This window comes from Pseudomonas reactans (assembly GCF_013387025.1).
Classification (GTDB): Bacteria; Pseudomonadota; Gammaproteobacteria; order Pseudomonadales; family Pseudomonadaceae; genus Aquipseudomonas; species Aquipseudomonas reactans.
The window spans coordinates 27,259-49,075 of the sequence record NZ_JACAQP010000028.1 but is presented as its reverse complement, the minus strand read 5'-3'; the positions used below and the strand labels follow the sequence as shown (position 1 = coordinate 49,075).

General features: G+C 61.4%; 16 protein-coding genes. 12 read left to right on the top strand and 4 right to left on the bottom strand.

Annotated elements, in window-relative coordinates; genetic code table 11:
• Positions 1 to 41: 41 nt before the first annotated feature.
• The 5 genes from HX793_RS23070 to HX793_RS23050 all read left to right on the top strand — a co-directional run bounded on the left by HX793_RS23070 (position 42) and on the right by HX793_RS23050 (position 7,970).
• Positions 42 to 2,567, top strand: a complete 2,526-nt coding sequence (locus tag HX793_RS23070) for an acyl-CoA dehydrogenase (RefSeq protein ID WP_177053135.1) — start codon at positions 42 to 44, stop codon at positions 2,565 to 2,567.
• Positions 2,568 to 2,702: 135 nt separating this feature from the next.
• Complete coding sequence (locus tag HX793_RS23065) at positions 2,703 to 4,046, top strand: 3-oxoacyl-ACP reductase (protein ID WP_177053136.1); 1,344 nt, start codon at positions 2,703 to 2,705, stop codon at positions 4,044 to 4,046.
• A gap of 3 nt (positions 4,047 to 4,049) precedes the next feature.
• A complete protein-coding gene (locus HX793_RS23060; protein ID WP_177053137.1) occupies positions 4,050 to 4,940 on the top strand; it encodes a MaoC/PaaZ C-terminal domain-containing protein in 891 nt (296 codons plus the stop codon).
• Positions 4,937 to 6,235 carry an acetyl-CoA C-acetyltransferase gene (locus HX793_RS23055; RefSeq protein ID WP_016980188.1) on the top strand — a complete coding sequence of 433 codons (1,299 nt, stop codon included), beginning with the start codon at positions 4,937 to 4,939 and terminating at the stop codon, positions 6,233 to 6,235. The genes HX793_RS23060 and HX793_RS23055 overlap by 4 nt, the downstream gene beginning before the upstream one ends.
• A 31-nt stretch (positions 6,236 to 6,266) precedes the next feature.
• Complete coding sequence (locus tag HX793_RS23050; RefSeq protein WP_177096590.1) at positions 6,267 to 7,970, top strand: AMP-binding protein; 1,704 nt, start codon at positions 6,267 to 6,269, stop codon at positions 7,968 to 7,970.
• Between the two features lie 111 nt (positions 7,971 to 8,081).
• On the opposite strand, the gene HX793_RS23045 is transcribed toward HX793_RS23050, so the two are convergent.
• Positions 8,082 to 9,197, bottom strand: coding sequence for a Gfo/Idh/MocA family protein (locus HX793_RS23045; RefSeq protein ID WP_177096591.1), 1,116 nt, complete (start codon positions 9,195 to 9,197; stop codon positions 8,082 to 8,084).
• Between the two features lie 306 nt (positions 9,198 to 9,503).
• Here HX793_RS23045 and HX793_RS23040 point away from each other — a divergent pair, with 306 nt between their 5' ends.
• The 5 genes from HX793_RS23040 to HX793_RS23020 all read left to right on the top strand — a co-directional run bounded on the left by HX793_RS23040 (position 9,504) and on the right by HX793_RS23020 (position 14,796).
• Complete coding sequence (locus HX793_RS23040) at positions 9,504 to 10,532, top strand: WD40/YVTN/BNR-like repeat-containing protein (protein WP_177096616.1); 1,029 nt, start codon at positions 9,504 to 9,506, stop codon at positions 10,530 to 10,532.
• Between the two features lie 15 nt (positions 10,533 to 10,547).
• Positions 10,548 to 12,923, top strand: a complete 2,376-nt coding sequence (locus HX793_RS23035) for an efflux RND transporter permease subunit (protein ID WP_033902391.1) — start codon at positions 10,548 to 10,550, stop codon at positions 12,921 to 12,923.
• 78 nt (positions 12,924 to 13,001) lie between these two features.
• Entirely contained in the window at positions 13,002 to 13,298 is a 297-nt protein-coding gene (locus tag HX793_RS23030; RefSeq protein ID WP_177053139.1) for a DUF5629 family protein, read from the top strand.
• Positions 13,285 to 14,460 carry a lactonase family protein gene (locus tag HX793_RS23025; RefSeq protein WP_177096593.1) on the top strand — a complete coding sequence of 392 codons (1,176 nt, stop codon included), beginning with the start codon at positions 13,285 to 13,287 and terminating at the stop codon, positions 14,458 to 14,460. The genes HX793_RS23030 and HX793_RS23025 overlap by 14 nt, the downstream gene beginning before the upstream one ends.
• A 156-nt stretch (positions 14,461 to 14,616) precedes the next feature.
• Positions 14,617 to 14,796 carry a hypothetical protein gene (locus HX793_RS23020; RefSeq protein WP_016980181.1) on the top strand — a complete coding sequence of 60 codons (180 nt, stop codon included), beginning with the start codon at positions 14,617 to 14,619 and terminating at the stop codon, positions 14,794 to 14,796.
• Positions 14,797 to 14,813: 17 nt separating this feature from the next.
• Here the strand turns inward: HX793_RS23020 and HX793_RS23015 are convergent, their stop codons facing one another.
• From HX793_RS23015 to HX793_RS23005, 3 genes are read right to left on the bottom strand one after another with little or no spacing between them, the layout of a single operon-like run.
• A complete protein-coding gene (locus HX793_RS23015) occupies positions 14,814 to 15,407 on the bottom strand; it encodes a glutathione S-transferase (RefSeq protein ID WP_177053141.1) in 594 nt (197 codons plus the stop codon).
• Positions 15,404 to 19,042 (bottom strand): AAA family ATPase, encoded by a 3,639-nt coding sequence (locus HX793_RS23010; protein WP_177096595.1) that lies wholly within the window; start codon positions 19,040 to 19,042, stop codon positions 15,404 to 15,406. The genes HX793_RS23015 and HX793_RS23010 overlap by 4 nt, the downstream gene beginning before the upstream one ends.
• Positions 19,039 to 20,280: an exonuclease SbcCD subunit D C-terminal domain-containing protein gene (locus HX793_RS23005; protein WP_177096597.1), complete on the bottom strand. Its 1,242-nt coding sequence runs from the start codon at positions 20,278 to 20,280 to the stop codon at positions 19,039 to 19,041. The genes HX793_RS23010 and HX793_RS23005 overlap by 4 nt, the downstream gene beginning before the upstream one ends.
• A 192-nt stretch (positions 20,281 to 20,472) precedes the next feature.
• Here HX793_RS23005 and HX793_RS23000 point away from each other — a divergent pair, with 192 nt between their 5' ends.
• On the top strand, positions 20,473 to 21,102 hold the full coding sequence (locus tag HX793_RS23000; RefSeq protein ID WP_157787172.1) for a hypothetical protein: 630 nt from the start codon (positions 20,473 to 20,475) through the stop codon (positions 21,100 to 21,102).
• Positions 21,103 to 21,112: 10 nt separating this feature from the next.
• On the top strand, positions 21,113 to 21,334 hold the full coding sequence (locus HX793_RS22995; protein WP_016980176.1) for a helix-turn-helix domain-containing protein: 222 nt from the start codon (positions 21,113 to 21,115) through the stop codon (positions 21,332 to 21,334).
• Positions 21,335 to 21,817 lie beyond the last annotated feature (483 nt).

Sequence of the window (21,817 nt, the reverse complement as noted above, 5' to 3'; positions counted from 1 at the left end):
GCCGCATCCAAGCCTTGCCCTGAATCAAGTAGAGGTATCCCATGGTTATCTGGTTATTGGTGGGTTTCGCAGCTGCGATTGCCCTGGCGTATCGACAGGCCGTTGCCCTTCACTGGTTGGGTGCAGGCCTGGTCTGGCTGGTAGCGGGTTACTGGCTCAACGTGGTTGCCGGGTTCGGCGCCACTGTCGCGGCGGTGTTGGTGGTCGCGCCCGCGCTGCTGATGACGATCAAACCCCTGCGCCGCACCTTGCTGACCAGCAAGGCCTTGGGCTTGTTTCGTACGATCATGCCGGCAATGTCGGACACTGAGCGCGCCGCCATCGAGTCCGGCACCGTGTGGTGGGACGCCGAGTTGTTTAGCGGCAAGCCCGACTGGCAGCGCTTGCTGCAAGCCGCACCGGCCAGCCTGAGCGCCGAAGAACAAGCCTTCCTCGATAACGAAGTGGAAACCCTGTGCGACATCGCCAACGACTGGGAAACCACCCAGGTGTGGCAGGACATGTCGCCCGAAGGCTGGCAGTACACCAAGGAGGCCGGGTTCCTCGGCATGATCATTCCCAAGCAATACGGCGGCAAAGGCTTCTCCCACTACGCGCACTCGCAGGTGGTGATGAAGCTGTCGACGCGTTGTTCGGCGGCGGCGATTTCGGTGATGGTGCCCAATTCCCTCGGGCCGGCCGAGTTGCTGTTGCATTACGGCACCGATGCCCAGCGCAATTACTACCTGCCGCGCCTGGCCCGGGGTGAAGACATCCCGTGTTTTGCGCTGACCAGCCCGTATGCCGGTTCTGATGCCGGGGCGATTCCCGACCTGGGCATCGTCTGCAAAGGTACCCATGAAGGCGAGGAAGTCCTGGGCTTCCGTGTGACCTGGGACAAGCGCTACATCACCCTGGGCCCGATTGCCACGGTGCTTGGCCTGGCGTTTCGCGCAGAAGACCCGGATGGGTTGCTCGGCGCTCCCGGTTCACTCGGCATCACGTGCGCGCTGATCCCGACGTCCCATCCGGGCGTGAACAGCGGCCGCCGTCACTGGCCGCTGAACGCGGTATTCCAGAACGGTCCTACTACCGGTAAGGATGTCTTCATCCCGCTGGAGTGGGTGATTGGCGGCCGCGAGCAAGTCGGCAACGGTTGGCGCATGTTGATGGAGTGCCTGGCCGCCGGCCGTGCGATTTCCTTGCCGTCGGCCAACGTCGGCCTGGGCAAGGTGGCGGTGCGCGGCACCACCGCCTATGCCGCAATGCGCAAACAGTTCGGCCTGCCCATCGGCAAGTTCGAAGGGGTGCAGGCACCTTTGGCGCGCATGGCTGGGCATCTGTATGCCTGCGATGCGGTGCGCAAGGTGTCGGTGGCGTCCCTGGACGCGGGTGAGAAACCCTCGGTGATCTCGGCGATTGCCAAGTACCACGTCACCGAGCGTGCGCGGATCATCGTCAATGACGGCATGGACATCGTTGCCGGCAAGGGCATCTGTATGGGCCCCAACAACTTCCTGGCCCGTGCCTACCAGCAAAGCCCCATTGCCATTACGGTGGAAGGCGCGAACATCATGACGCGTTGCCTGATCATCTTTGGTCAGGGCCTGATCCGCTGCCATCCCTATGTATTCCGTGAGATGGAAGCGGCGCGCAACCCGGACAAGCGTCAAGCGCTGGAAGCCTTCGACAGCGCCATGTTCGGCCACGTGAGCTTTGTGCTGGCCAATACCGTCCGTGCTGCGGTGCATTCCCTGACAGGAGGCCGGTTGATTTCTGCCCCGGCCAAGACCGACCCCGCGCTGGCGTCCTACTACTGCCAGGCCAATCGTCTGTCAGTGGTACTCGCGCTGATTTCGGACATTTCCATGGGCGTGCTGGGCGGTGCCCTCAAGCGCAAGGAAAGTATCACCGGGCGCCTGGGCGATATTCTGTCGCAGTTGTACATCCTGTCCTGCGTGCTCAAGCGTTTTGAAGACGATGGCCGGCCCCAGGCGGATCTGCCGCTGGTGCACTGGGCGGCCCAGGACGCGTTGCTGCGGGCCCACGAAGCGCTGGCGGAAGTGCTCGATAACTACCCCTCGAAACCTGCCGCAGCGGTGCTGCGTGGCCTGACCTTTCCGTTTGGGATCCCACTGCGCAAACCGTCGGACCGTCTGCTGGCCCAAGTGGCCGACGTGGTGCAGACACCGGGCGAAACCCGCGACCGCTTGTTGGCCAATTCCTACATCCCACGTCCGGAAATTGACAAGTTGGCCTACGGCGAACTGGGTTTCCGCCTGCTGCCGCAGGTTGAGCTGATCGACGCCCGGCTCAAGTCCGCCGTGAAGCAGGGCCTGATCGAACCGATGCCCATCTCCGCCACGGCCTTCACCGCCTGGCGCGTCAAGGCGCGGGCGCTGGACCTGATCAGCGATGACGAAGACACCTTGCTCGGCCGCTACGTGGAATACGCCGACCACGGCATCCAGGTGGATGACTTTCCGCAGGACTTCGGTTTGCTGGAGGCGTTGCAGCAGCGCAAGCAAGCGCTGGAGCCGACGGCGAAACGTCGCACCAGCCAAAGCGAAAACGCCTCGGTGAATTAGGAGAAACACGGTTCGAATGTAGGAGCTGGCTTGCCTGCGATAGCGGTACACCTGGCACACCGCTATCGCAGGCAAGCCAGCTCCCACATGGGATCGGGTTTACACGGTCAGAATGTGTTGTGAGTGAATGTACCTATGAGTGACAGCTACCTTTCTTTCGTCAATTCCGCCTGGGGCCGTCGCCTGGCCCAGGCCATCGGCTTACCGCAACCCTTGCCACTGCAACGTCATCGCAGCGGCCAGCAGGGCTTGGCCAACCCGGTGATCGTTGCCGGGGCAGGGCGCCTGGCTGGCGAGGTGCAGCGGATCTTCGCGGCAACGGACACTGTCAGTGCTACCCCGGCCACGCTCAAGGCGCCGTCTACGGTGAAAGTGCAGGGCGCCGTGTTTGACGCCAGCGCCGTGGCCGACCTGCAACAGTTGGACGAGCTGTATGTGTTCTTCCACGCCAACGCCAAGCGTCTTGGCCACCATGGCCGCGTGGTGGTGCTCGGCACTGCGCCGGAGCATTGCCAGGATTTGCCCCAGGCCATTGCCCAGCGTGCCCTTGAAGGCTTGGTGCGCTCGCTGGCCAAGGAATTGCGCCGGGCGATCACCGTGCAGTTGATCTACGTGGCGCCGGGTGCCGAAGACGCGCTGGACAGCAGCTTGCGTTTCTTCCTGTCGCGCCGTTCGGCCTATGTGTCGGGGCAGGTGGTGCGCCTGGAAAAACCGGTGGACGGCCCAGTCACGGTCAATTGGGACAAACCCTTCGCCGGCCGTCGCGCCCTGGTCACCGGCGCCTCCCGTGGCATCGGCCTGGCGATTGCCCAGGTGTTGGCGCGGGACGGCGCGCACGTGGTGTGCGTGGATGTGCCCCAGGCCCAGGCAGCGTTGCAACAGGCGGCGGACAGCGTCGGCGGTTCCGCGCTGCCCCTGGACATCACCGCGACGGACGCAGCCGCACTGCTGCAAGCCCATTTCAGCCAATACGGCGCCTTTGACGTGGTGGTGCACAACGCCGGGATCACCCGCGACAAGACCATCGCCAAAATGACCGAGGCCGCGTGGCGCAGCGTACTGGCGGTGAATCTCGAAGCGCCGTTACAGCTCAGCAATGCGTTATTGGATAGCCAAGGCCTGAATCCTGGAGGACGAATTGTCTGTGTCTCGTCGATTTCCGGCATCGCCGGCAACCTCGGACAAAGCAATTACGCCACCTCCAAGGCCGGTGTGATCGGCCTGGTGCAGGGCCTGGCACCGCGTGCGGCGGCGCAGCAAGTGACGGTGAATGCGGTGGCGCCGGGGTTCATCGAAACCCAGATGACCGCCAAGATCCCGCTGATGATCCGTGAAGCCGGGCGGCGCATGAATTCGCTGTCCCAGGGCGGGCAGCCGATCGACGTGGCCGAAACTATCGCCTGGCTGGCGCATCCGGCGTCCGGCGGGGTCAACGGCCAAGTCGTACGGGTGTGCGGCCAAAGCCTGCTGGGAGCCTGAGCCATGGACTACGTGACGCAGATCATTGATCCGCCGCCTTCACGCAGCCGCTTGCTGCTGGATGGCGTACGCGCCCTGCGCAAACCCAAGCTCGACGGTGCGCCTGTGCTGCCCGCGGAACGCCTGGTGCGTTCGGCAGTGGCGTTGTCTGCCGCCGACATCGCCGCCTATGGTCGTGCCTGTGGTTTTCGCCGCGAGCAGGGGGTGCCGCTGTCCTATCCCCATGTGCTGGCGTTCCCTTTGCACTTGATGCTGCTGACGCGCCCCAGCTTCCCGTACCCGGCCAGCGGCATGGTGCACCTAGCCAATCGCATCCGTCAGCACCAACGCTTGCACGAAGACCAGGCGTTGCGCATTGAGGTGTATTGCGAGCGTTGGGTCGCCCATCCCAAGGGCCAGGCGCTGAGCATCGCCACCCGTGCCTACGGTGCCGACACGCTGGTGTGGGAAAGCGACAGCCTGTACCTGCGCCGGGACGTCAAGGACCCGGCTGGCGAACCGTGGGGTGACGTGTTGCCCTTGCAGGAGGCGGGCTTGCTGCGCACCCAGCGCTGGGTGTTGCCCGCCGACCTGGGCCGGCGTTTTGCCAAGGTGTCGGGGGATTTCAACCCGATCCACACCTCGCTGATCGGCGCCAAGCTCTTCGGCTTTCGCCGTGCTATCGCCCATGGCATGTGGACCCTGGGCCGTGCGCTCGCCGCCCAGCAACCGCCCGGCGGCCTGGACCAGGCCGAGGCCCATTGTGACTTCAAGCTGCCGATCTTCCTGCCCGGCCAGGTCGCGCTGTGGAGTCATCCGGTGACCACCCCGCGCCGCGAGTTCGAAGTGCGCAATTTCGCCGGCGACAAACCCCATATGCGTGGCCTTTTCATCTGGAAAGAGAACCTGGAATGAGTGACTACAGCTTCAACCCGGCCCCGGTCCGCCGCGTCGCGATCATCGGCGGCAACCGCATCCCGTTTGCTCGCTCCAACACGGTGTACGCCCACGACAGCAACCAGGACTTGCTGGTCGCCGCGCTGCAAGGGCTGGTCGACCGCTACAACCTGCACGGCCAACGCCTCGGTGAGTTTGCCGCCGGGGCGGTGATCAAGCACTCGCGGGATTTCAACCTGGCCCGTGAGTCGTTGCTGTCCACCACCTTGTCGCCGGATACGCCGGCCTACGACGTGCAACAAGCCTGCGGCACCGGGCTGGAGGCGGCATTGCTGGTGGCGAACAAGATTGCCCTCGGGCAGATCGAGGTGGGCATTGCGGGGGGATCCGACACCACCTCCGACGCGCCCATCGGTATCAATGAATCCCTGCGCCACACCTTGCTCGCCGCCAATCGTGCCAAGGGCATGGGCGACAAGTTGAAGACGTTGCTCAAGGTTCGTCCGTCGATGTTCTTCAAGCCATTGCTGCCGCGCAACGGCGAGCCGCGCACTGGCCTGTCCATGGGCGAACACTGCGAAGAAATGGCCAAGCGCTGGCAGATCAAGCGCCTGGCCCAGGATGAGTTGACCCTCACCAGCCATCAGCGCCTGGATGCGGCCTACAAGCGCGGCTTCTTCGACGACTTGATCAGCCCCCATCGCGGCCTGGCCAGGGACAACAACCTGCGCGCCGATGCCAGCCTGGAAAAGCTCGCTGGCCTGTCTCCAGCCTACGACCGCCAGAACGGCACCCTTACAGCCGGCAACTCCACCCCCCTGACCGATGGCGCCTCGGTAGTGTTGCTGGCCAGCGAAGAATGGGCAGCCGCCAACGGCTGGCCGGTGCTGGCCTACCTGCGTACCGGCGAAACCGCAGCGGTGAATTTTGTCGACGGCACCGAAGGCCTGCTGATGGCGCCTGCCTATGCAGTGCCGCGCATGCTCAAACGCGAAGGCCTGAGCTTCAAGGATTTCGACTTCTTCGAGATCCATGAAGCTTTTGCGGCCCAGGTGTTGTGCACGCTCAAGGCCTGGGAAGACCCCGATTATTGCCGCGAGCGTCTAGGCTTGGAAGCGCCTCTGGGCACCATCGATCGCGCGAAGATGAACGTCAACGGCGGCTCGCTCGGCTGCGGCCATCCCTTCGCCGCCACCGGTGGCCGGCAGTTGGCGGCACTGGCCAAGATCATCCATGAGAACGGCGGCGGGCGCGGCCTGATTTCCATCTGCGCGGCGGGCGGGCTGGGCATTACCGCCATCGTCGAAAAGTAGCGCTATCAAAAACAACAACAAGGAGACTGCCATGAACGCTGTAAGCCTGGAGCAAGCCGAACGGATCTGGTTGAACGCTTACCTGCCCGGCGTCCCGGCGGATATCGACGCCGCTATCGAGGACTACCCGTCGCTGCGCGAGGTGTTCCTGGAGCACCTGGAAAAATTCCGCGAGCGGGTGGCGTACGTCAGCATCGGCACCGAAATGACCTACGCCGACTGGCAGGTGCAAGGTTATGCCTTTGCCGCGTGGCTGCAGGGGCAGGGCGTCAAGAAGGGTGATCGTGTCGCGCTGATGATGCCCAACTGCTTGCAGTATCCGATTTGCCTGTTGGGTACGATCCTGGCCGGCGCGGTGGTGGTCAACGTCAACCCGCTGTACACCTCCCATGAGCTCAAGCACCTGCTAAAGGACAGCGGCGCGGAAACCGTGGTGATCTTCGAGAATTTCGCCCACACCCTGGAAAAAGTCATCACCGGCAGCAGCGTCAAGCGTGTGGTAATCGCGGCCATCGGCGATTTGCTGGGGACATTCAAAGGCGCGGCGATGAACTTCATCCTGCGTAGCGTGCAAAAGCAGGTGCCAGCGTTCAATCTGCGCGGCTCGCTGCGCTTCAACCAGGTGCTGAAACAGGGGCGGGCGCTCACTCATTTCCCGGTGGAGATGCACCTCGACGACCTGGCTTTTTTGCAATACACCGGCGGCACCACCGGCGATGCCAAGGGCGTGATGCTCAGTCACCGCAATATCATCGCCAACCTGCTGCAAGCCAAGGCCTGGGTTGGCGACCAACTGGACCAGGACAAGCAGGAAACCAACGTCACCTTGTTGCCGCTGTACCACATCTTTTCCCTGACGGTGAATTGCCTGATGTTCATGTGCCTGGGCGGGCGCAACATCCTGATCGCCAACCCACGGGACGTGAAGCGCGTGCAGATGATCCTGCGCAAGGAGCGCTTCAACGGGATTGCCGGGGTCAACACCTTGTTTAACGGCTTGCTCGAGAACAAGGAGTTCTGCGCACGGGACTTTTCCGACCTGCGCATGGTGATCGCCGGCGGCATGGCCACGCACACGGCGGTGGCCAAGCGCTGGAAGGAAGTCACCGGGCTGCCGATCATCGAAGGCTACGGCCTCACCGAATGCTCGCCGGTGGTGAGCATCAGCCCGATCAACATTGCGCGCATGCGCGAGATGGAATTCACCGGCAGCATCGGCGTGCCATTGCCCTCGACCTGGGTGCGGTTTATCCGCGAAGACGGTGAGTTGGCTGAGATTGGCGAGCAGGGCGAACTGCAGGTGCGCGGGCCGCAAGTGATGCAAGGTTATTGGAAACGTCCGGAGGCCACTGCCGAGGTGCTGGATGCCGAAGGGTGGTTGTCGACCGGGGATATCGGCGTGATGGACACGCGCGGCTTTATCCGCCTGGTCGACCGGAAAAAGGACATGATCCTGGTCTCCGGCTTCAACGTGTACCCCAATGAAATCGAGGACGTGGTGGCGCTGCACCCTGGTGTGGCCGAAGTGGCGGCGATTGGTGTGGAAGATGGCGTGACCGGGGAGAAGGTCAAGATCATCGTGGTGCGCAAGGACCCGAGCCTGACCCAGGAGCAGATCCTTGCGCATTGCCGGGAGTACCTGACGGGGTACAAGGTGCCGAAGTACGTGGAGTTCCGTACTACTGAGTTGCCCAAGACCACCGTCGGTAAAGTTCTGCGCCGGGCACTGCGCTAATTTGAAGGTTTAGGTGATCCAAATGTGGGAGCTGGCTTGCCTGCGATAGCGGTGTACCTGTTACACCGTCATCGCAGGCAAGCCAGCTCCCACAAAGTTTTGTGGTGGATTTTAGAGTGAGTTCACGGTTACCCAGCGCTCCTCTTTGGCCGCCACGCGAATCGCCGTCGCCAACCGCTCCACTTCCCACGCTGCCTCAAAGTCAGTGCCATCCGCACCTTGACCGGCCAGCGCCAGGATCAACTCCTGCACCTCCAGCGTCTTCAGTTCGTTGTAGCCCAACTGATGGCCCGCCGCCGGGCTGAACGCCGCATAACCGGGCAGGGCAGGGCCTGCGAGCAAACGCTGGAACCCGTCCTGGCCCACGCGACAGACCTGCAATTCATTCAAGCGCTCCTGATCGAATGCCAAGGTGCCTTGGGTCCCGCTGATTTCGAAACTCAGGTGGTTCTTGTACCCGTGCTTGAGCCAACTGCTGCTCACCGTACCGCGTGCGCCATTGGCGAAGCGCAGCAGGGCGTGCACTTGGTCATCCACCGCAATCGATTTAAGGTCGGTGCTGCCTTTGACGGCAGGTCGCCGGGCGTGGACGGTCTGGGTGTCGGCACACACGCTGGCCACATCACCCACCAGATAACGCGCCATCGACAGCAAGTGACTGCCCAGGTCCGCCAGGGCGCCGCCCGCGTGTTCCACTTCACAACGCCACGACCATGGCGAGGCCGGATCAGCCATGAAGTCTTCGCTGAACTCGCCTTGGAAGCTGATGATCTCACCCAATTCGCCGCTGGCAATCATCTGCCGCGCCAGCGTGATCATCGGGTTGTGCTGGTAGTTGTAGCCCACCCGCGTCACCACGCCCGCAGTACTGGCGGCGCGGCGCATGGCGTCGGCCTGTTCCAGGCTCACGGCCAGGGGTTTTTCGCAGTACACCGCCTTGCCCGCCGCGATGGCCGCCATGGCCATGGGGTAATGCAAATGGTTGGGCGTGGTGATGGCCACTACGTCGACGTTGGGATCATTGATCAACGCCTGCCAGTCGCCATGGGCCTGGGCAAAGCCCCAATCCTTGGCGCAGCGGTGGGCGCGCTCGGTGTCGGCGTCGGCCAGTGCTGCCAGCTTGAGGTGTACCGGCAGTTCGAATACCGCACGGGCGTTATTGAAGGCCAAGGCGTGGGCGCGCCCCATGAAGCCTGTGCCGATCAAGCCGATTCCGAGTTCACGCATCGCCGTGGTCCTTTGGATTATTGTTTTCAGGAGCACTATTAATGGAATAAAAATTCCCACATTTCAATAGATGGAATAAAAATTCATTGACGCTCCGGCGATCAGCCCCGCGAATGCAGCTATATTCAGGCGCTGACGAAAGGGCGTCAGTTAACAAAAGATAACGTAGCGCCGATTGTCAGACGATTCGAAAGCCCGATAGGATGGCCCCTGCTTCCTCCAGGCGCTCTAGATTGCAGGTTTCAAGGCCCCGGAAGGCAGCGATAACAATAATAAATGGGAGAAAGGTCTATGAGTGAGCCTGTCATGGGTTGGGTTGTTTGCCGCCCACGCGCCGCACGCAGGGTTGCGATGCTGGCCGCAGCGCTCTCGCTGTTTGGCGCTGTCGTGTTACCGGCAGCCGTCCAGGCCGCCAGCGATACCTCGTTTGCGATTGAATCCCCCAAGGCCGCCAAAGGCCTGATGATCGATGTGGTCCACGCGGGCAAGCGCCTGGTGGCGGTCGGTGATCGCGGGCACATCCTCTATTCCGATGACCAGGGCAACACCTGGACCCAAGCCAAAGTCCCCACTCGACAGTTGCTCACGGCGGTGTTTTTCGTCGATGACAAGCAGGGCTGGGCGGTGGGCCACGATGCGCAGATTCTTGCCAGTTCCGACGGCGGCGCCACCTGGACCCAGCAGTACCAGGACCTCAAACGCGAAGCGCCGTTGCTGGACGTGTGGTTCAACGATGCCAACCACGGCCTGGCCGTCGGCGCCTACGGTGCGTTGATCGAAACCACCGACGGCGGCAAGACCTGGGACGACGTCAGCGACCGCCTCGACAACGAAGACCAATATCACCTCAACGCCATTGCCCACATCAAGGACGCCGGCCTGTTCATCGTTGGCGAGCAGGGCAGCATGTTCCGCTCCAGCGACGACGGCCAGACCTGGGAAAAACTCGAAGGCCCCTACGAGGGCTCGCTGTTTGGCGTGATCGGCACCGCTCAGCCGCACACCCTGCTGGCCTATGGCTTGCGCGGCAACCTGTACCGGTCCTCGGATTTTGGCAGCACCTGGGAGCAAGTTGAACTGAACGCTGCGCGGGGAGCGCTGGAGTTTGGTTTGTCCGGCGCGACGTTGCTGGAAGACGGCTCGATTGTCGTGGTCGGCAACGGCGGCAGCGTGGTGGTCAGCCATGACGACGGCGTGACCTTCAGTGTGTTCAACCGTGCGGACCGGATTTCCCTGTCGTCCGTCACGGCGGCAGGTAATGGCAACTTGATTCTGGCCGGGCAGGGGGGCGTTCGCGTCGCTAAAGCCGATGGCGCCGAACCTACAAAACAATAAGAAGGCGGGGAAAGAATGAGCAGTCATCACAACGATAAAGCGACCTTTCTTGAGCGCCTGATCTTCAACAACCGCCCGGCAGTGATCGTGATCTGCCTGCTGGTGAGTATTTTCCTGTTCTGGCAGGCGACCTTGATTCGCCCGTCCACCAGCTTTGAAAAGATGATCCCGCTCAAACACCCCTTCATCGAGAAGATGATGGAGCACCGCAATGACCTGGCGAACCTGGGCAACACGGTGCGCATCTCGGTGGAGGCCAAGGACGGTGACATCTTCACGAAGGAGTACATGGAGACCCTGCGTCAAATCAACGACGAAGTGTTTTACATCTCCGGTGTCGACCGCTCGGGCCTCAAGTCGCTGTGGAGCCCCAGCGTCCGCTGGACCGAAGTGACCGAAGAAGGCTTTGCCGGCGGTGAAGTGATCCCGCAGAGCTACAACGGCTCGCCGGAAAGCCTCGATCAACTGCGCAACAACGTGCTCAAGTCCGGCCAGGTCGGGCGCCTGGTGGCCAACGACTTCAAGTCGAGCATCGTCGACATCCCGCTGCTGGAGTCCTACCCGGACCCGCAGGATCAGGGCAAGTTGCTGGCCCTCGACTACCGCAAGTTCTCCCATGAACTGGAAGACAAGATCCGCACCAAGTTCCAGGAGCAGAACCCCAACGTCCAGATCCACATCGTCGGCTTCGCCAAGAAAGTCGGTGACCTGATCGATGGCCTGATCATGGTGGTGTTGTTCTTCGGCGTGGCGTTCGGTATTACCCTGGTTCTGCTGCTGTGGTTCACCAACTGCCTGCGCAGCACCATTGCAGTGTTGAGCACCACTCTGGTGGCGGTGGTCTGGCAATTGGGCCTGATGCATGCCGCCGGCTTTGGGCTGGATCCCTACTCGATGTTGGTGCCGTTTCTGATCTTTGCCATCGGTATTTCCCACGGCGTGCAGAAGATCAACGGTATCGCCCTGCAATCCAGCGAAGCGGACAACGCGCTGACCGCTGCACGCCGCACCTTCCGCCAACTGTTCCTGCCGGGAATGATCGCGATCCTCGCCGATGCGGTGGGCTTTATCACGCTGCTGATCATCGACATCGGCGTGATCCGCGAACTGGCCATCGGCGCCTCTATCGGCGTAGCAGTCATCGTGTTCACCAACCTGATCCTGCTGCCGGTGGCGATTTCCTACGTCGGCATCAGCAAGCGCGCCATCGCCAAGAGCAAGAAAGACGCGAACCGCGAACACCCGTTCTGGCGCCTGCTGTCGAAATTTGCCAGCCCGAAAGTCGCGCCGGTCTCGATCTTCCTGGCCCTGATCGCCTTTGGTGGCGGTCTCTGGTACAGCCAGAACCTCAAGATCGGCGACCTCGACCAAGGCGCGCCGGAACTGCGCCCGGACTCGCGCTACAACAAGGACAACAACTTCATCATCAGCAACTACTCCACCAGTTCCGACGTGCTGGTGGTAATGGTCAAGACCAAGGCCGAAGGTTGCTCGCGCTATGAAGCCATGGCGCCCATCGACCAGTTGATGTGGAAGATGCAGAACACCGAGGGCGTGCAGTCGGCGATCTCGCTGGTGACCGTGTCCAAGCAAATGATCAAGGGCATGAACGAGGGCAACCTGAAATGGGAAACCCTGTCGCGCAACCCGGATGTGCTGAACAACTCCATCGCCCGTGCCGATGGCCTGTACAACAACAACTGCTCCCTGGCGCCGGTGCTGGTGTTCCTCAACGACCACAAGGCCGAAACCCTCGACCGCGCGGTGCATGCGGTGCAGGACTTCGCCAAGGAAAACAACAAGGACGGCCTGGAGTTCATCCTCGCCGCCGGTAACGCCGGGATCGAGGCGGCCACCAACGAGGTGATCAAGGAATCCGAGCTGACCATCCTGATCCTGGTGTACCTGTGCGTGGCGACCATGTGCATGATCACCTTCCGCTCCTGGGCGGCGACCCTGTGCATCGTGCTGCCGCTGGTGCTGACCTCGGTGCTGGGCAACGCGTTGATGGCGTTCATGGGCATCGGCGTCAAGGTGGCGACCTTGCCGGTGGTGGCGCTGGGCGTGGGGATTGGCGTGGACTACGGCATCTACATCTACAGCCGCCTGGAAAGCTTCCTGCGCGCAGGCTTGCCGCTGCAAGAGGCGTATTACCAGACGCTCAAGTCCACCGGTAAAGCCGTGCTGTTCACCGGCCTGTGCCTGGCAATCGGCGTGTGCACCTGGATCTTCTCAGCCATCAAGTTCCAGGCCGACATGGGCCTGATGCTCACCTTCATGCTGCTGTGGAACATGTTCGGCGCACTGTGGCTGCTACCGGCGCTGGCGCGGTTCCTGATCAAACCGGAGAAACTGGCGGGGCAGAAGGGCAACTCACTCTTCGCGCATTGATCGATTAGACCATTGCCGCAAGGCACCGCGGGGGAATTGACCTATCATGTGTCTTTTCCCCCGCAGTGACTTCACATCATGACCGATTCGCAACCCAACCTGAGCACCGCCCTGACCGACAGCGACATGCTGATCATCAATGGGCTGCACGCCTTCGACTTCACGTTTGACCAGCACTTGCTGATCGAAAGCATGGACGGCCGGGAACTCAAGCGTTGGAAGTTCAGTCCAGAACAACTGGACGCCGCCACCTTTGATGACAGCTTGCAAAGCTGGCTCTTGCGCAACGAAGACGGTGAACATCGTCTGGTCTGCCTGAGCGCGATCAAGGGCGACAACAATAACGACGAGGATGAAGCGGATGATGATGCGTAAATTCTGGCCCCTGCTGATGGCGGGCAGTGTCGGTGCCATGTCGGTGCAAGCCGCGCTGGCCGACACCTATGAACTGTTGGTGGGCAGCTACACCGCCGGCAGCAGCGAAGGCATCTATCGCCTGCAATTCGACAGCCGCACTGGCAAGTTCCAAGGCCAGCCGGTGTTGGCGGCCAAGGCGGCCAATCCGTCGTGGCTGACGATCTCCAAGGACCAGAAGCACCTGTTTGTGGTCAACGAGAACGGCCCCGGCCAGAAAGACCCGGTCGGGCGGGTGAGCAGCTACAGCATCGACCCGAAGAACCATCAGCTGACGTTGATCAACCAGGTGCAGAGCCTGGGCAATGAGCCGACCCATTCCAGCGTGGCTGCCGATGGACGCTACCTGTTCGTCGCCAACTATTCGGTGCTGGAAGATCCGGGCGGAAGCCTGGCGGTGCTGCCGGTGGATGCCACAGGCAAGCTGTCGGCGCCGGTGCAACTGAGCGGGCACCCGGCCAGTCGCGTCAACCCTGAGCGCCAGGCGTCCAACCACGTGCATTCGGTGGTGTCGTCGCCGGATGGCAAATACGTGTTTGTGCAGGACCTGGGCGCGGACAAGGTGTTTGCCTACCACTACGACCCTAAGGCCAACCATGAGCTGCCGTTGACCCCGGCCAACCCGGCCTCGGTGCAATTGCCGCCCGGCAGCGGTCCGCGCCACCTGCTGTTCAGTGCGGATGGCAAGCATGCCTGGCTGACCACCGAGATGAGCGCGCAGGTGGCGGTGTTCGACTACAAGGACGGCCAACTGACCCAGACGCAGTTGGTGGACTTCGCCGCCGGGCAACCGGTGGCCGACAAGGCCGGTGCGGCGCTGCATGCCTCCAGCGATGGCAAATTCCTGTACCTGAGCAACCGTGGCACGGCCAATCAACTGCTGGTGTTCAGCATCGATCCGGCCACCGCACATCTCAAGGAACTGCAACGCCGTTCCGTGGAAGGCGACCACCCACGTGAGTTCAGCCTGGACCCTAGCGGCAAGTTCTTGCTGATCGCCAACCAGAAAAGCAATGAAATCGTGGTGGTCGAACGCGACCCCAAAACCGGCCTGCTGGGTAAAACCGTGCAGAAATTGCCGATCGATGCACCCAGCGACCTGAAGTTCCTGGTGCGTCAATAAGCCACAGGCCCCGTTATGCGGGGCCTGAGCCTTTCTATTAATTCCATTAATAGCGGCTACTGTTTCAAAGCATTTCTAAGGCTTAGCCCTCGGGCGTAAGTTTGGTTCCAAGGCCTTCCCCGGCCACTCAACCAAACGAACACAAGGGTTACCGACATGAATCTGAATCTCTTCTCCATCATCGCCGCTTCCGCTGTTTCCGCCACTGTTGCCCTGCCAGCCGCGGCCAGCGTGGAAGTCTCCGGCAAAAAATCCAGCACCAGCGCCTACACCCAGAAATACCTGCAACAAAGCGCCAACTTCTATGCTGCTCTGGATCACAAGACTCAGCAGTGAGCCCGCTGGCGCGGTATTCAGGGTTTTGCCATCACCGCGATGAACAACCCTGAATCCAGAAAGCGCTCAAGCCAAGCCTGCAACCGTTTATACGATGTACCGGCAAACCACACTCGATCCACATGGGCATACTGGCGCACAAACGGCGCCAGTGCAGCATCCGCCAGGGTCAGGTGGTTAGCCAACAGGTAGTCGCGCTCTGCCAACAACGCTTCCAGCTTTTGCAAGAACACCTCGCCTTCGGCGCGATAATGCTCCATCGGCTGTTCCGGGTAGCGTTCGGCGTACTTGTATCGATTCAAGTGATACTTGAAGTCCTGGTCGTTCTCGGCGATCAACGCGAATACCGCCGGGTCGCCGTGCAGCAACCAGTTATCCGGGTCGTTCTGCGCCAAAGCCCACTGCATGATCTCCAGGCTTTCTTCAATCACCTGCCCGTCAACGTTCAGTACTGGCACTGTGCCCTTGGGCGACAGCGCCAGCATTTCGGCCGGCTTGGCCTTCAGGCTGACTTCAATGATGCGCACTGGCACGCCGCTGTAGCGCAGGGCCAGACGCGCCCGCATCGCGTAGGGGCAGCGCCGGAACGAATACAGCAGCGCCTCGCTCACTTGACCTCCAAGGTGCTCAAGCCATTGCCCTGACGCTTGACCTGGATCTGCACCGGAATGCGTTCGTGCATTTCCTGCACGTGGGAGATCACCGCAACCTTACGCCCCTGAGCCTGCAAGCCATCCAGCGCGTCCATGGCCAGTTGCAGGGATTCCGGGTCGAGGCTGCCGAAGCCCTCATCGATAAACAGTGATTCGATTTTCAATGTACTGGAGGCCATTGACGCCAGGCCCAGGGCCAGCGCCAGTGAGACCAGGAAGGTTTCGCCGCCGGACAATGAATGCACCGAGCGCAGCTCGTCGCCCATTTCCGTGTCCATCACCAACAGGCCGAGCATGCTGCCGCCGCGCTTGAGGCGGTAGCGTCGTACCAGTTGGCGCAGTTGCACGTTGGCGTGGTGCACCAACAGGTCGAGGTTGTAGGCCTGGGCGATCTTGCGGAAGGTGTCGCCAGTGGCCGAGCCGATCAGCGCGTTCAGGCGTGCCCAGCGTTGCCACTCGTCATAGGCCTTGGCGATCTGCTCGGCGAAGGCCTGGTTGGCGTCCTGGCGACGCTGGTCTTCGGACTGGCGCGCGCGCAATTCGGCACAGTGTTTCTCACTCTCGGCCAGTTGCTGGTTGAGCGTGGCCAAGGTGCTGTCCAGCTCCTCGGCTGCGAGGTTGCCATTGTGCAGGGCCTGATGGTCGGCCAGGCGCTGTTCGCGTTCTTGCAGCAGTACCTTGGCCTGTTCGACGGCTTTTTCGCTGAGCTGTAACTGCTGGCGCAATTGGCTGACCTGGGCGTCATCGTAGGCCAGCAAGCGGTTGAGGCCAGCGTCATCGAGTTCCGGGTGCAAGGCGCGCCATTCGCTGATACGCGTGACAAGGGCCTGTTGTTCGGCCTGCAACGCGTGTTCCCGTTCCTGCTGGGCCTTGAGGTCGGCGGCCAGTTGGATCAGGGCGTTGTGGATCTCTTGCAACTGTTTGTTGGCGTCGGTTTCGCTTTGGCGTGACTGGGTCACGGCCTGTTCCAACTGTTGCTGCCAGTGTTCGGCGCTGGTGTGCTCACCGAGCAGCGCGCTGAGTTTTTCCTGGGCCGCCTGTTGCTGGGCAGTCAGCTCGGTGACCTGCTGAATCAGCGCATCAAGCTGATGCTGGCGATGTTGCTGGTGGGTCTGTTCCTTCTCGATCGCCTGTTGGCGTTCTTGTTGCTCGGCCAGCTCATCGCGTTGATGGCCCAGCTGCTCCAGGCGCTGGCTGACTTGCTGGTCCAGCTGCATGAAGGTAGCAGCCGGTTCGGCGCGCAGACCCTCCAGGGTTTCTGCGGGCAGCAGGTTGGCGAAGGCGCTCAGTTCCTGGTCGAGGCGTTCGCGGTCGCTGGTCAGCTCGCGTTGCTGATCGACCAGCAATTGACGGGTCTGCTGGCTGGCTTCCTGGGCGGCTTGCAGTTGTTGCTGCAGGCGACCGGCGTTTTGTTGCAGGTTGAGCAGGGCGCCTTGGCGTTGTTCGTCCTGAGCGATGCTTTGGCTGAGTTGGCCTAGTTGCTGTTCAAGCCAGGCGCTGCGTTGGGCGGTGTCCTGGTTGAGCAACGACGCGGCCAGCGGGTGCGCATCCAGGGTTGGCTTGAGCGCCTGCTGTTGTGTGGTCAGCTTTTCCTGCTGTTGCAGGTATTCCTTTTGCTGGGCGATCAAGCCGCCCACTTCACCACGCAACTCGGTGAGTTTTTCCTTGAGGCTGTCCACAGCTTTCTGAGCGGTGGCTTCTTCGTTTTCGTCATGACGACCCAGGCTTTGCAGCAACGCTTCGGGTTGGTGGTACGGGTGTTCGTGGCTGCCGCACACCGGGCAGGGTTGGTCGTCCTGCAACTGCTCGCGCAACTCCTCGACGCTGGCGCTGCGGGCCAGGCGCTGGCGTTCCAACAGTTGCTTGGTCACATTCAGCGTCTGTTCGGCAACGGTCAGCTCGGCCTTGGTTTGCAGGCCAGTCTGGTTCAACTGCTCGCGTTGCTGTTGGGCATCGCTGAGCTTTTGCGTCAGGCTGGCGGCGTGTTGGTCCAGCTGCTGCTGGTTGTCCCACAGGCGCGTCAGGTCTTCGAAGGCGCGTTGCTGTTTGCGATTGTCTTGCAGCAGGCTCGCCAGCAATTGGATCTGCTCGGCCACTGCATGAGGTTCGGCACCTGCCTCCTGATACAGCAGGTCCAGGGCTTCGCGTTGCTGAGTGAACTGCTCGGCGGCGCTGGTCGCACGTTGCTCCAATTGCGGCAGTTCGGCCTGGCCTTTATTCAGGCGATTGCCGATCTGCGTCAGCTGTTGCAAGCGGTCGCGGTAGGCGGTCCAGGCATCACTCAGTGGCGCGAGGACGGCGCTGTGCTCAAGCTCGGTCGCCAGGCGTTGCAGGCGTTCAGCGACATGGCGCTGTTTTTCCAGCAGCCCGGTGAGTTGGGCCTGACCTTCGGTGCAGGCGCTTTGGTGCTGCTGTTGGTCCTCGGTGCGCTTGGTCAGCTCTTTGGTCAAGTGGGCGAGGGTGCTTTGCTCTTCAAACGCCTGTCGCAGCAATGGCACGGCATCCGTTTGGTTTTTCAGGGCCTCAGCCAACGCAGTTTGCGCGCTGGCTTGTTGATGCTGGGCCTGCTCCTGGCGGGTATGCAGTTCGCCTTGCTGTTGGATATGCGAGTGAATCTGCACGGCCAACGGGGTAAGCACGCTGCCGAGTTCGGCCTGGCGCGCAAACTGGTGACGCTGAGGCGCCAATTGGTCCAGGCGGCTCAGGTCTTCACGTTGCTGGCGCTGGTTATCCCATTCGGTTTGTGCACGCTGCAGTTGTTCGGTGGCAGCGAGTTGGCGTTCCTGCCATTCGCGCAGTTCCTTGAGCCAGGTGTGCTGAAGCTCAAGTTGCTTGAGTTGGGCTTGCTGGGTCTTGAGTTGCTGTTGTGCCGCATCGAACTGCTGATCCAGCTCCACACGAGCCTCGGGCGCCAGGGGCACCACGCCGGTGGCCTGGTCCTGCAACTGCTTGTGCGCATCCCGGGCCTCTTTGGCCTTGTCGAACGCGCGCCGACCGAGTTGGGTGTACAGGGCCGTATCGGTGAGCTTTTCCAGCAGTTCGCTGCGCTCGTTGTCGTTGGCCTTGAGGAAGGCGCTGAACTCACTTTGCGCGAGCAATACGGCGCGGGTGAACTGTTCGAAGTTCAGGCCCAGGGCCAGTTCCAGCTGGGTTTTGTATTCGGTTTTCTGGCTGGCCAGCAGTTGGTCGCTGTCTAGGTCGATCAGGCTCTGGCGGCTGTTCTGCAACTTGCCGCTGGCCTTGTCGCGGGCGCGATTGGCTTCCCAGCGCGCGCGATAGCGACGGCCACTCACGCCGACGAAATCCACTTCGGCATAACCGCCGCCGGTGCCACGCCGCAGCAGGGTGCGCGGGTCGCCGATGGAAATGTCGCTGTCGGCATCCGGCATCTTCGCCTGGCCGGTGTCGCCCAGGCGCGGCACCGCGCCAAACAACGCCAGGCACAAGGCATCGAGCAGGGTACTTTTACCGGCGCCGGTCGGTCCGGTAATCGCGAACAACCCGGCACTGGCCAGGGGCTCGGCGGTAAAGTCGATTTCAAACGGGCCGGCCAGTGAAGCCAGGTTTTTCAGGCGGATGGCGAGGATCTTCATGGCTGTTCCTCCTCCTGTTGCACTTCCTGGAGCAGCACGGCGAAGTCCTTCAAGGTCTGTTCATCCACTTCGCTGCCATAACTGTCCTGCCAGGCGCGGCTGAACAGTTCCTGGGGCGTGAGCTGGTCGAGTTCGATCAGGCGGTCGTCGCCTTCGTCCTCACGGTTGCCTTTACCCGCGTATTCGGCAGCAATACGCACCAGACGCACGGCCTTGCCTTGCAGGGCGCTTTCGATCTGCTGGCGCAGGTCGGGTTGTGGTTCGTCGAGGCGCACTCGCACTTCCAGCCAAGGGTGGCGCTGGGTTTCGGCCAGCAGGTCGACGTCGGGCAACTCAGTCAGGGCCTTGAGGATATCGGCCAGCGGCGCGGCTTCCAGGCGTTGCAGGTCGACCGAGCGCGGAATCAGGATCGGTTCGACGTTCACCAGGCATTGGCCTTGGAACGTCACGTCGAGGATCTGATGCTTGTAGCCGATTTCGGAAAACGACAGTGGAATCGGCGAACCGCTATAGCGAATGCGTTCCTCACCATTGACCTTCTGCGGCTTGTGCAAATGACCGAGGGCGACGTAAGCGACACTTCGATCAAACAGACTGGCCGGCAGCGCCTCGGCATTGCCGATGATCAGGCTGCGCTCGGAGTCTTCCGACACCGAACCACCGGCCATGTGCGCGTGGCTGATGGCGATCAGCGCCTGGCCTTTTTTGCGCTTGGCGTTAGCGGCGGCGATCAGCCATTCATGCACCTGGCCGATGCCGCGCAGGTAGTCATCGCCCAAATGCGCGCCCGTGACTTCCGCCGGGCGCAAGAACGGCAGCGCCAGGCACCAGGCGGCGATCTTGCCTTTGGCGTCCGGCAGGGGGATTAGTAGGCGTTCGGCGTCGAGTTGGCCGTCATCCAGCCACAACACGCGGCCGAGCGCATGAGTGCGCAGGCGGCGCATCAGTGGCGCGGGCAGTTCGATACGCGAGCCGGAATCGTGGTTGCCGGCGATCATCACGATGGTCAGCTTGGGGTTCTGTTCGTGGGCGCTGATGATGAAATCGTACAGACGCTCCTGGGCCTTGAGCGGCGGGTTGACCGTGTCGAAGATATCCCCGGCGATGAGCAGTACATCCGGCAGATGGGTGTTCAGTTGGCCCAGCAGCCACTCAAGAAAGCAGGCGTGTTCGAAGTCGCGTTCCTGGCCGTGGAGGTTTTGGCCCAGGTGCCAGTCGGAGGTGTGAAACAGACGCAAGGTGAACTCCGTGAAAGCAAAAAAAGTGAATGGCCGCCGTGAACAGAAAGGGGCGGTGAAAAGGAAGGGAGTTTACCTGTAAATGCCCGTGCAAACAGACACTGTTCAATGCCTCGAGGGCCAATTGTGAATTTTTTAATATTTATCGATAAACGATAAATATGAATTGAAAAGCGAGAAATTATCGCTAGGATGGCCCCACCACTCAAACGGGGATGCGTCATGTTGAATCCAGTTCATTACAACCGGCCGGTGTCGGGCTTTACGCTGTCACAGAAATTGCTCAAAGGGCTCGAAGGTGCGTGCGTGTTGTTGTCTGCGGCGGCGGCAATTATCGGTTCTGCGGCATTTTTCCTGACCGCGATTGACGGCCAGGCAATCAACCTGTTCGGCAGTTCGTATGAAGTGCCATTGGTGTACGAAGGGGCACCGTCAAAAGAAACCAACAACGGCCTGACCATTACCATCGCGGCGTCCGAAGGTTTGTCAGGTGCATTAATCACCCTTGTCGTAGAAACAAGCTTTACCATTGCGCTGTTCATGGCCTTGAAAGCCCTGCTCGCGAGCTTGCGCATGTACCCCACGGCCCTGCGCATTGCCCAGTGCATGCGGCGTTTCGCTATCGTGACCCTGGCTTGGCCAGTGGCGTCTTTTCTCACGCACATTCTCAACGGTTGGATAGCCGGCGCCAGCAGCGGCGTTTATCTATGGAACATTGAGATCAATTTCCCGCTGTTTTCAACGGGCATCGCCCTCGCTATCGGCAGCATGGCAGCCCAACGGCTTGCCACGGCTGAGCAGGAGTTGGAGGCGGTTATTTAAGGAGTGCCCAATGCCGATTGTTGTCAATCTGGATGTCATGCTTGCCAAGCGGAAAATGCGCCTCGGGGAGCTGTCCGAAAAAACCGGAATTACCCAGGCAAACCTGTCCATCCTGAAAACCGGGAAGGCCAAGGCCATCCGCTTTTCAACCCTGGAGATCATCTGTGAAGTCCTCGATTGCCTGCCCGGCGATATTCTGGACTACCTGCCAGGGGGCGACAGCCCAGAATAGCGACAGGCCAGGGTACTGATCAGCGTCGAGTCGTCCTGACTCGTCCAGGCAAATGTGTCTTCATGCAAAACCGATTCGCGGGCGATGCCATCGATGCTCGGATGGCGCGTGGGCGGCTTTAGGATCGGCCTTACGGGAGAGTGTCGAAATCGTGAGAATTCTGATGGTAGTGATCTTGAGCGGTTGGGTGAGTGGGCATGCGTTCGGCGGCGGCTTGCTGTTCAATGTGATAGGGCTGCCTGCGGCGCTGCTGTACGCGCTTCCCTCATCAGTCACTCAGAGCGAAGTACCCCAACGGCCCGCCGAGAGGGTGGCAGGGGAAGGTGGCGTTGAATGTCGTGATCCTCATGGGGATACAGAACCATCACCCTGGGTTCATCCGGAGCCGACGCGGTACGTGCGAGACCGCAAGCGGGTGATGATTTTCCGCCTGTAAAATATGATCTCGTCAATGTCTGCGCGCTAATGCGCGCAGACATTGGC

Bases quoted from the DNA above. Each gene is read 5' to 3' on its own strand.
- HX793_RS23040 (WP_177096616.1), top strand. From the start codon at position 9,504: ATGGGTTGGGTTGTTTGCCGCCCACGCGCCGCACGCAGGGTTGCGATG.
- HX793_RS23055 (WP_016980188.1), top strand. From the start codon at position 4,937: ATGAGTGACTACAGCTTCAACCCGGCCCCGGTCCGCCGCGTCGCGATC.
- HX793_RS23065 (WP_177053136.1), top strand. From the start codon at position 2,703: ATGAGTGACAGCTACCTTTCTTTCGTCAATTCCGCCTGGGGCCGTCGC.
- HX793_RS22995 (WP_016980176.1), top strand. From the start codon at position 21,113: ATGCCGATTGTTGTCAATCTGGATGTCATGCTTGCCAAGCGGAAAATG.
- HX793_RS23050 (WP_177096590.1), top strand. From the start codon at position 6,267: ATGAACGCTGTAAGCCTGGAGCAAGCCGAACGGATCTGGTTGAACGCT.
- HX793_RS23045 (WP_177096591.1), bottom strand. From the start codon at position 9,197: ATGCGTGAACTCGGAATCGGCTTGATCGGCACAGGCTTCATGGGGCGC.
- HX793_RS23000 (WP_157787172.1), top strand. From the start codon at position 20,473: ATGGCCCCACCACTCAAACGGGGATGCGTCATGTTGAATCCAGTTCAT.
- HX793_RS23020 (WP_016980181.1), top strand. From the start codon at position 14,617: ATGAATCTGAATCTCTTCTCCATCATCGCCGCTTCCGCTGTTTCCGCC.
- HX793_RS23060 (WP_177053137.1), top strand. From the start codon at position 4,050: ATGGACTACGTGACGCAGATCATTGATCCGCCGCCTTCACGCAGCCGC.
- HX793_RS23035 (WP_033902391.1), top strand. From the start codon at position 10,548: ATGAGCAGTCATCACAACGATAAAGCGACCTTTCTTGAGCGCCTGATC.
- HX793_RS23025 (WP_177096593.1), top strand. From the start codon at position 13,285: ATGATGATGCGTAAATTCTGGCCCCTGCTGATGGCGGGCAGTGTCGGT.
- HX793_RS23070 (WP_177053135.1), top strand. From the start codon at position 42: ATGGTTATCTGGTTATTGGTGGGTTTCGCAGCTGCGATTGCCCTGGCG.
- HX793_RS23030 (WP_177053139.1), top strand. From the start codon at position 13,002: ATGACCGATTCGCAACCCAACCTGAGCACCGCCCTGACCGACAGCGAC.
- HX793_RS23010 (WP_177096595.1), bottom strand. From the start codon at position 19,042: ATGAAGATCCTCGCCATCCGCCTGAAAAACCTGGCTTCACTGGCCGGC.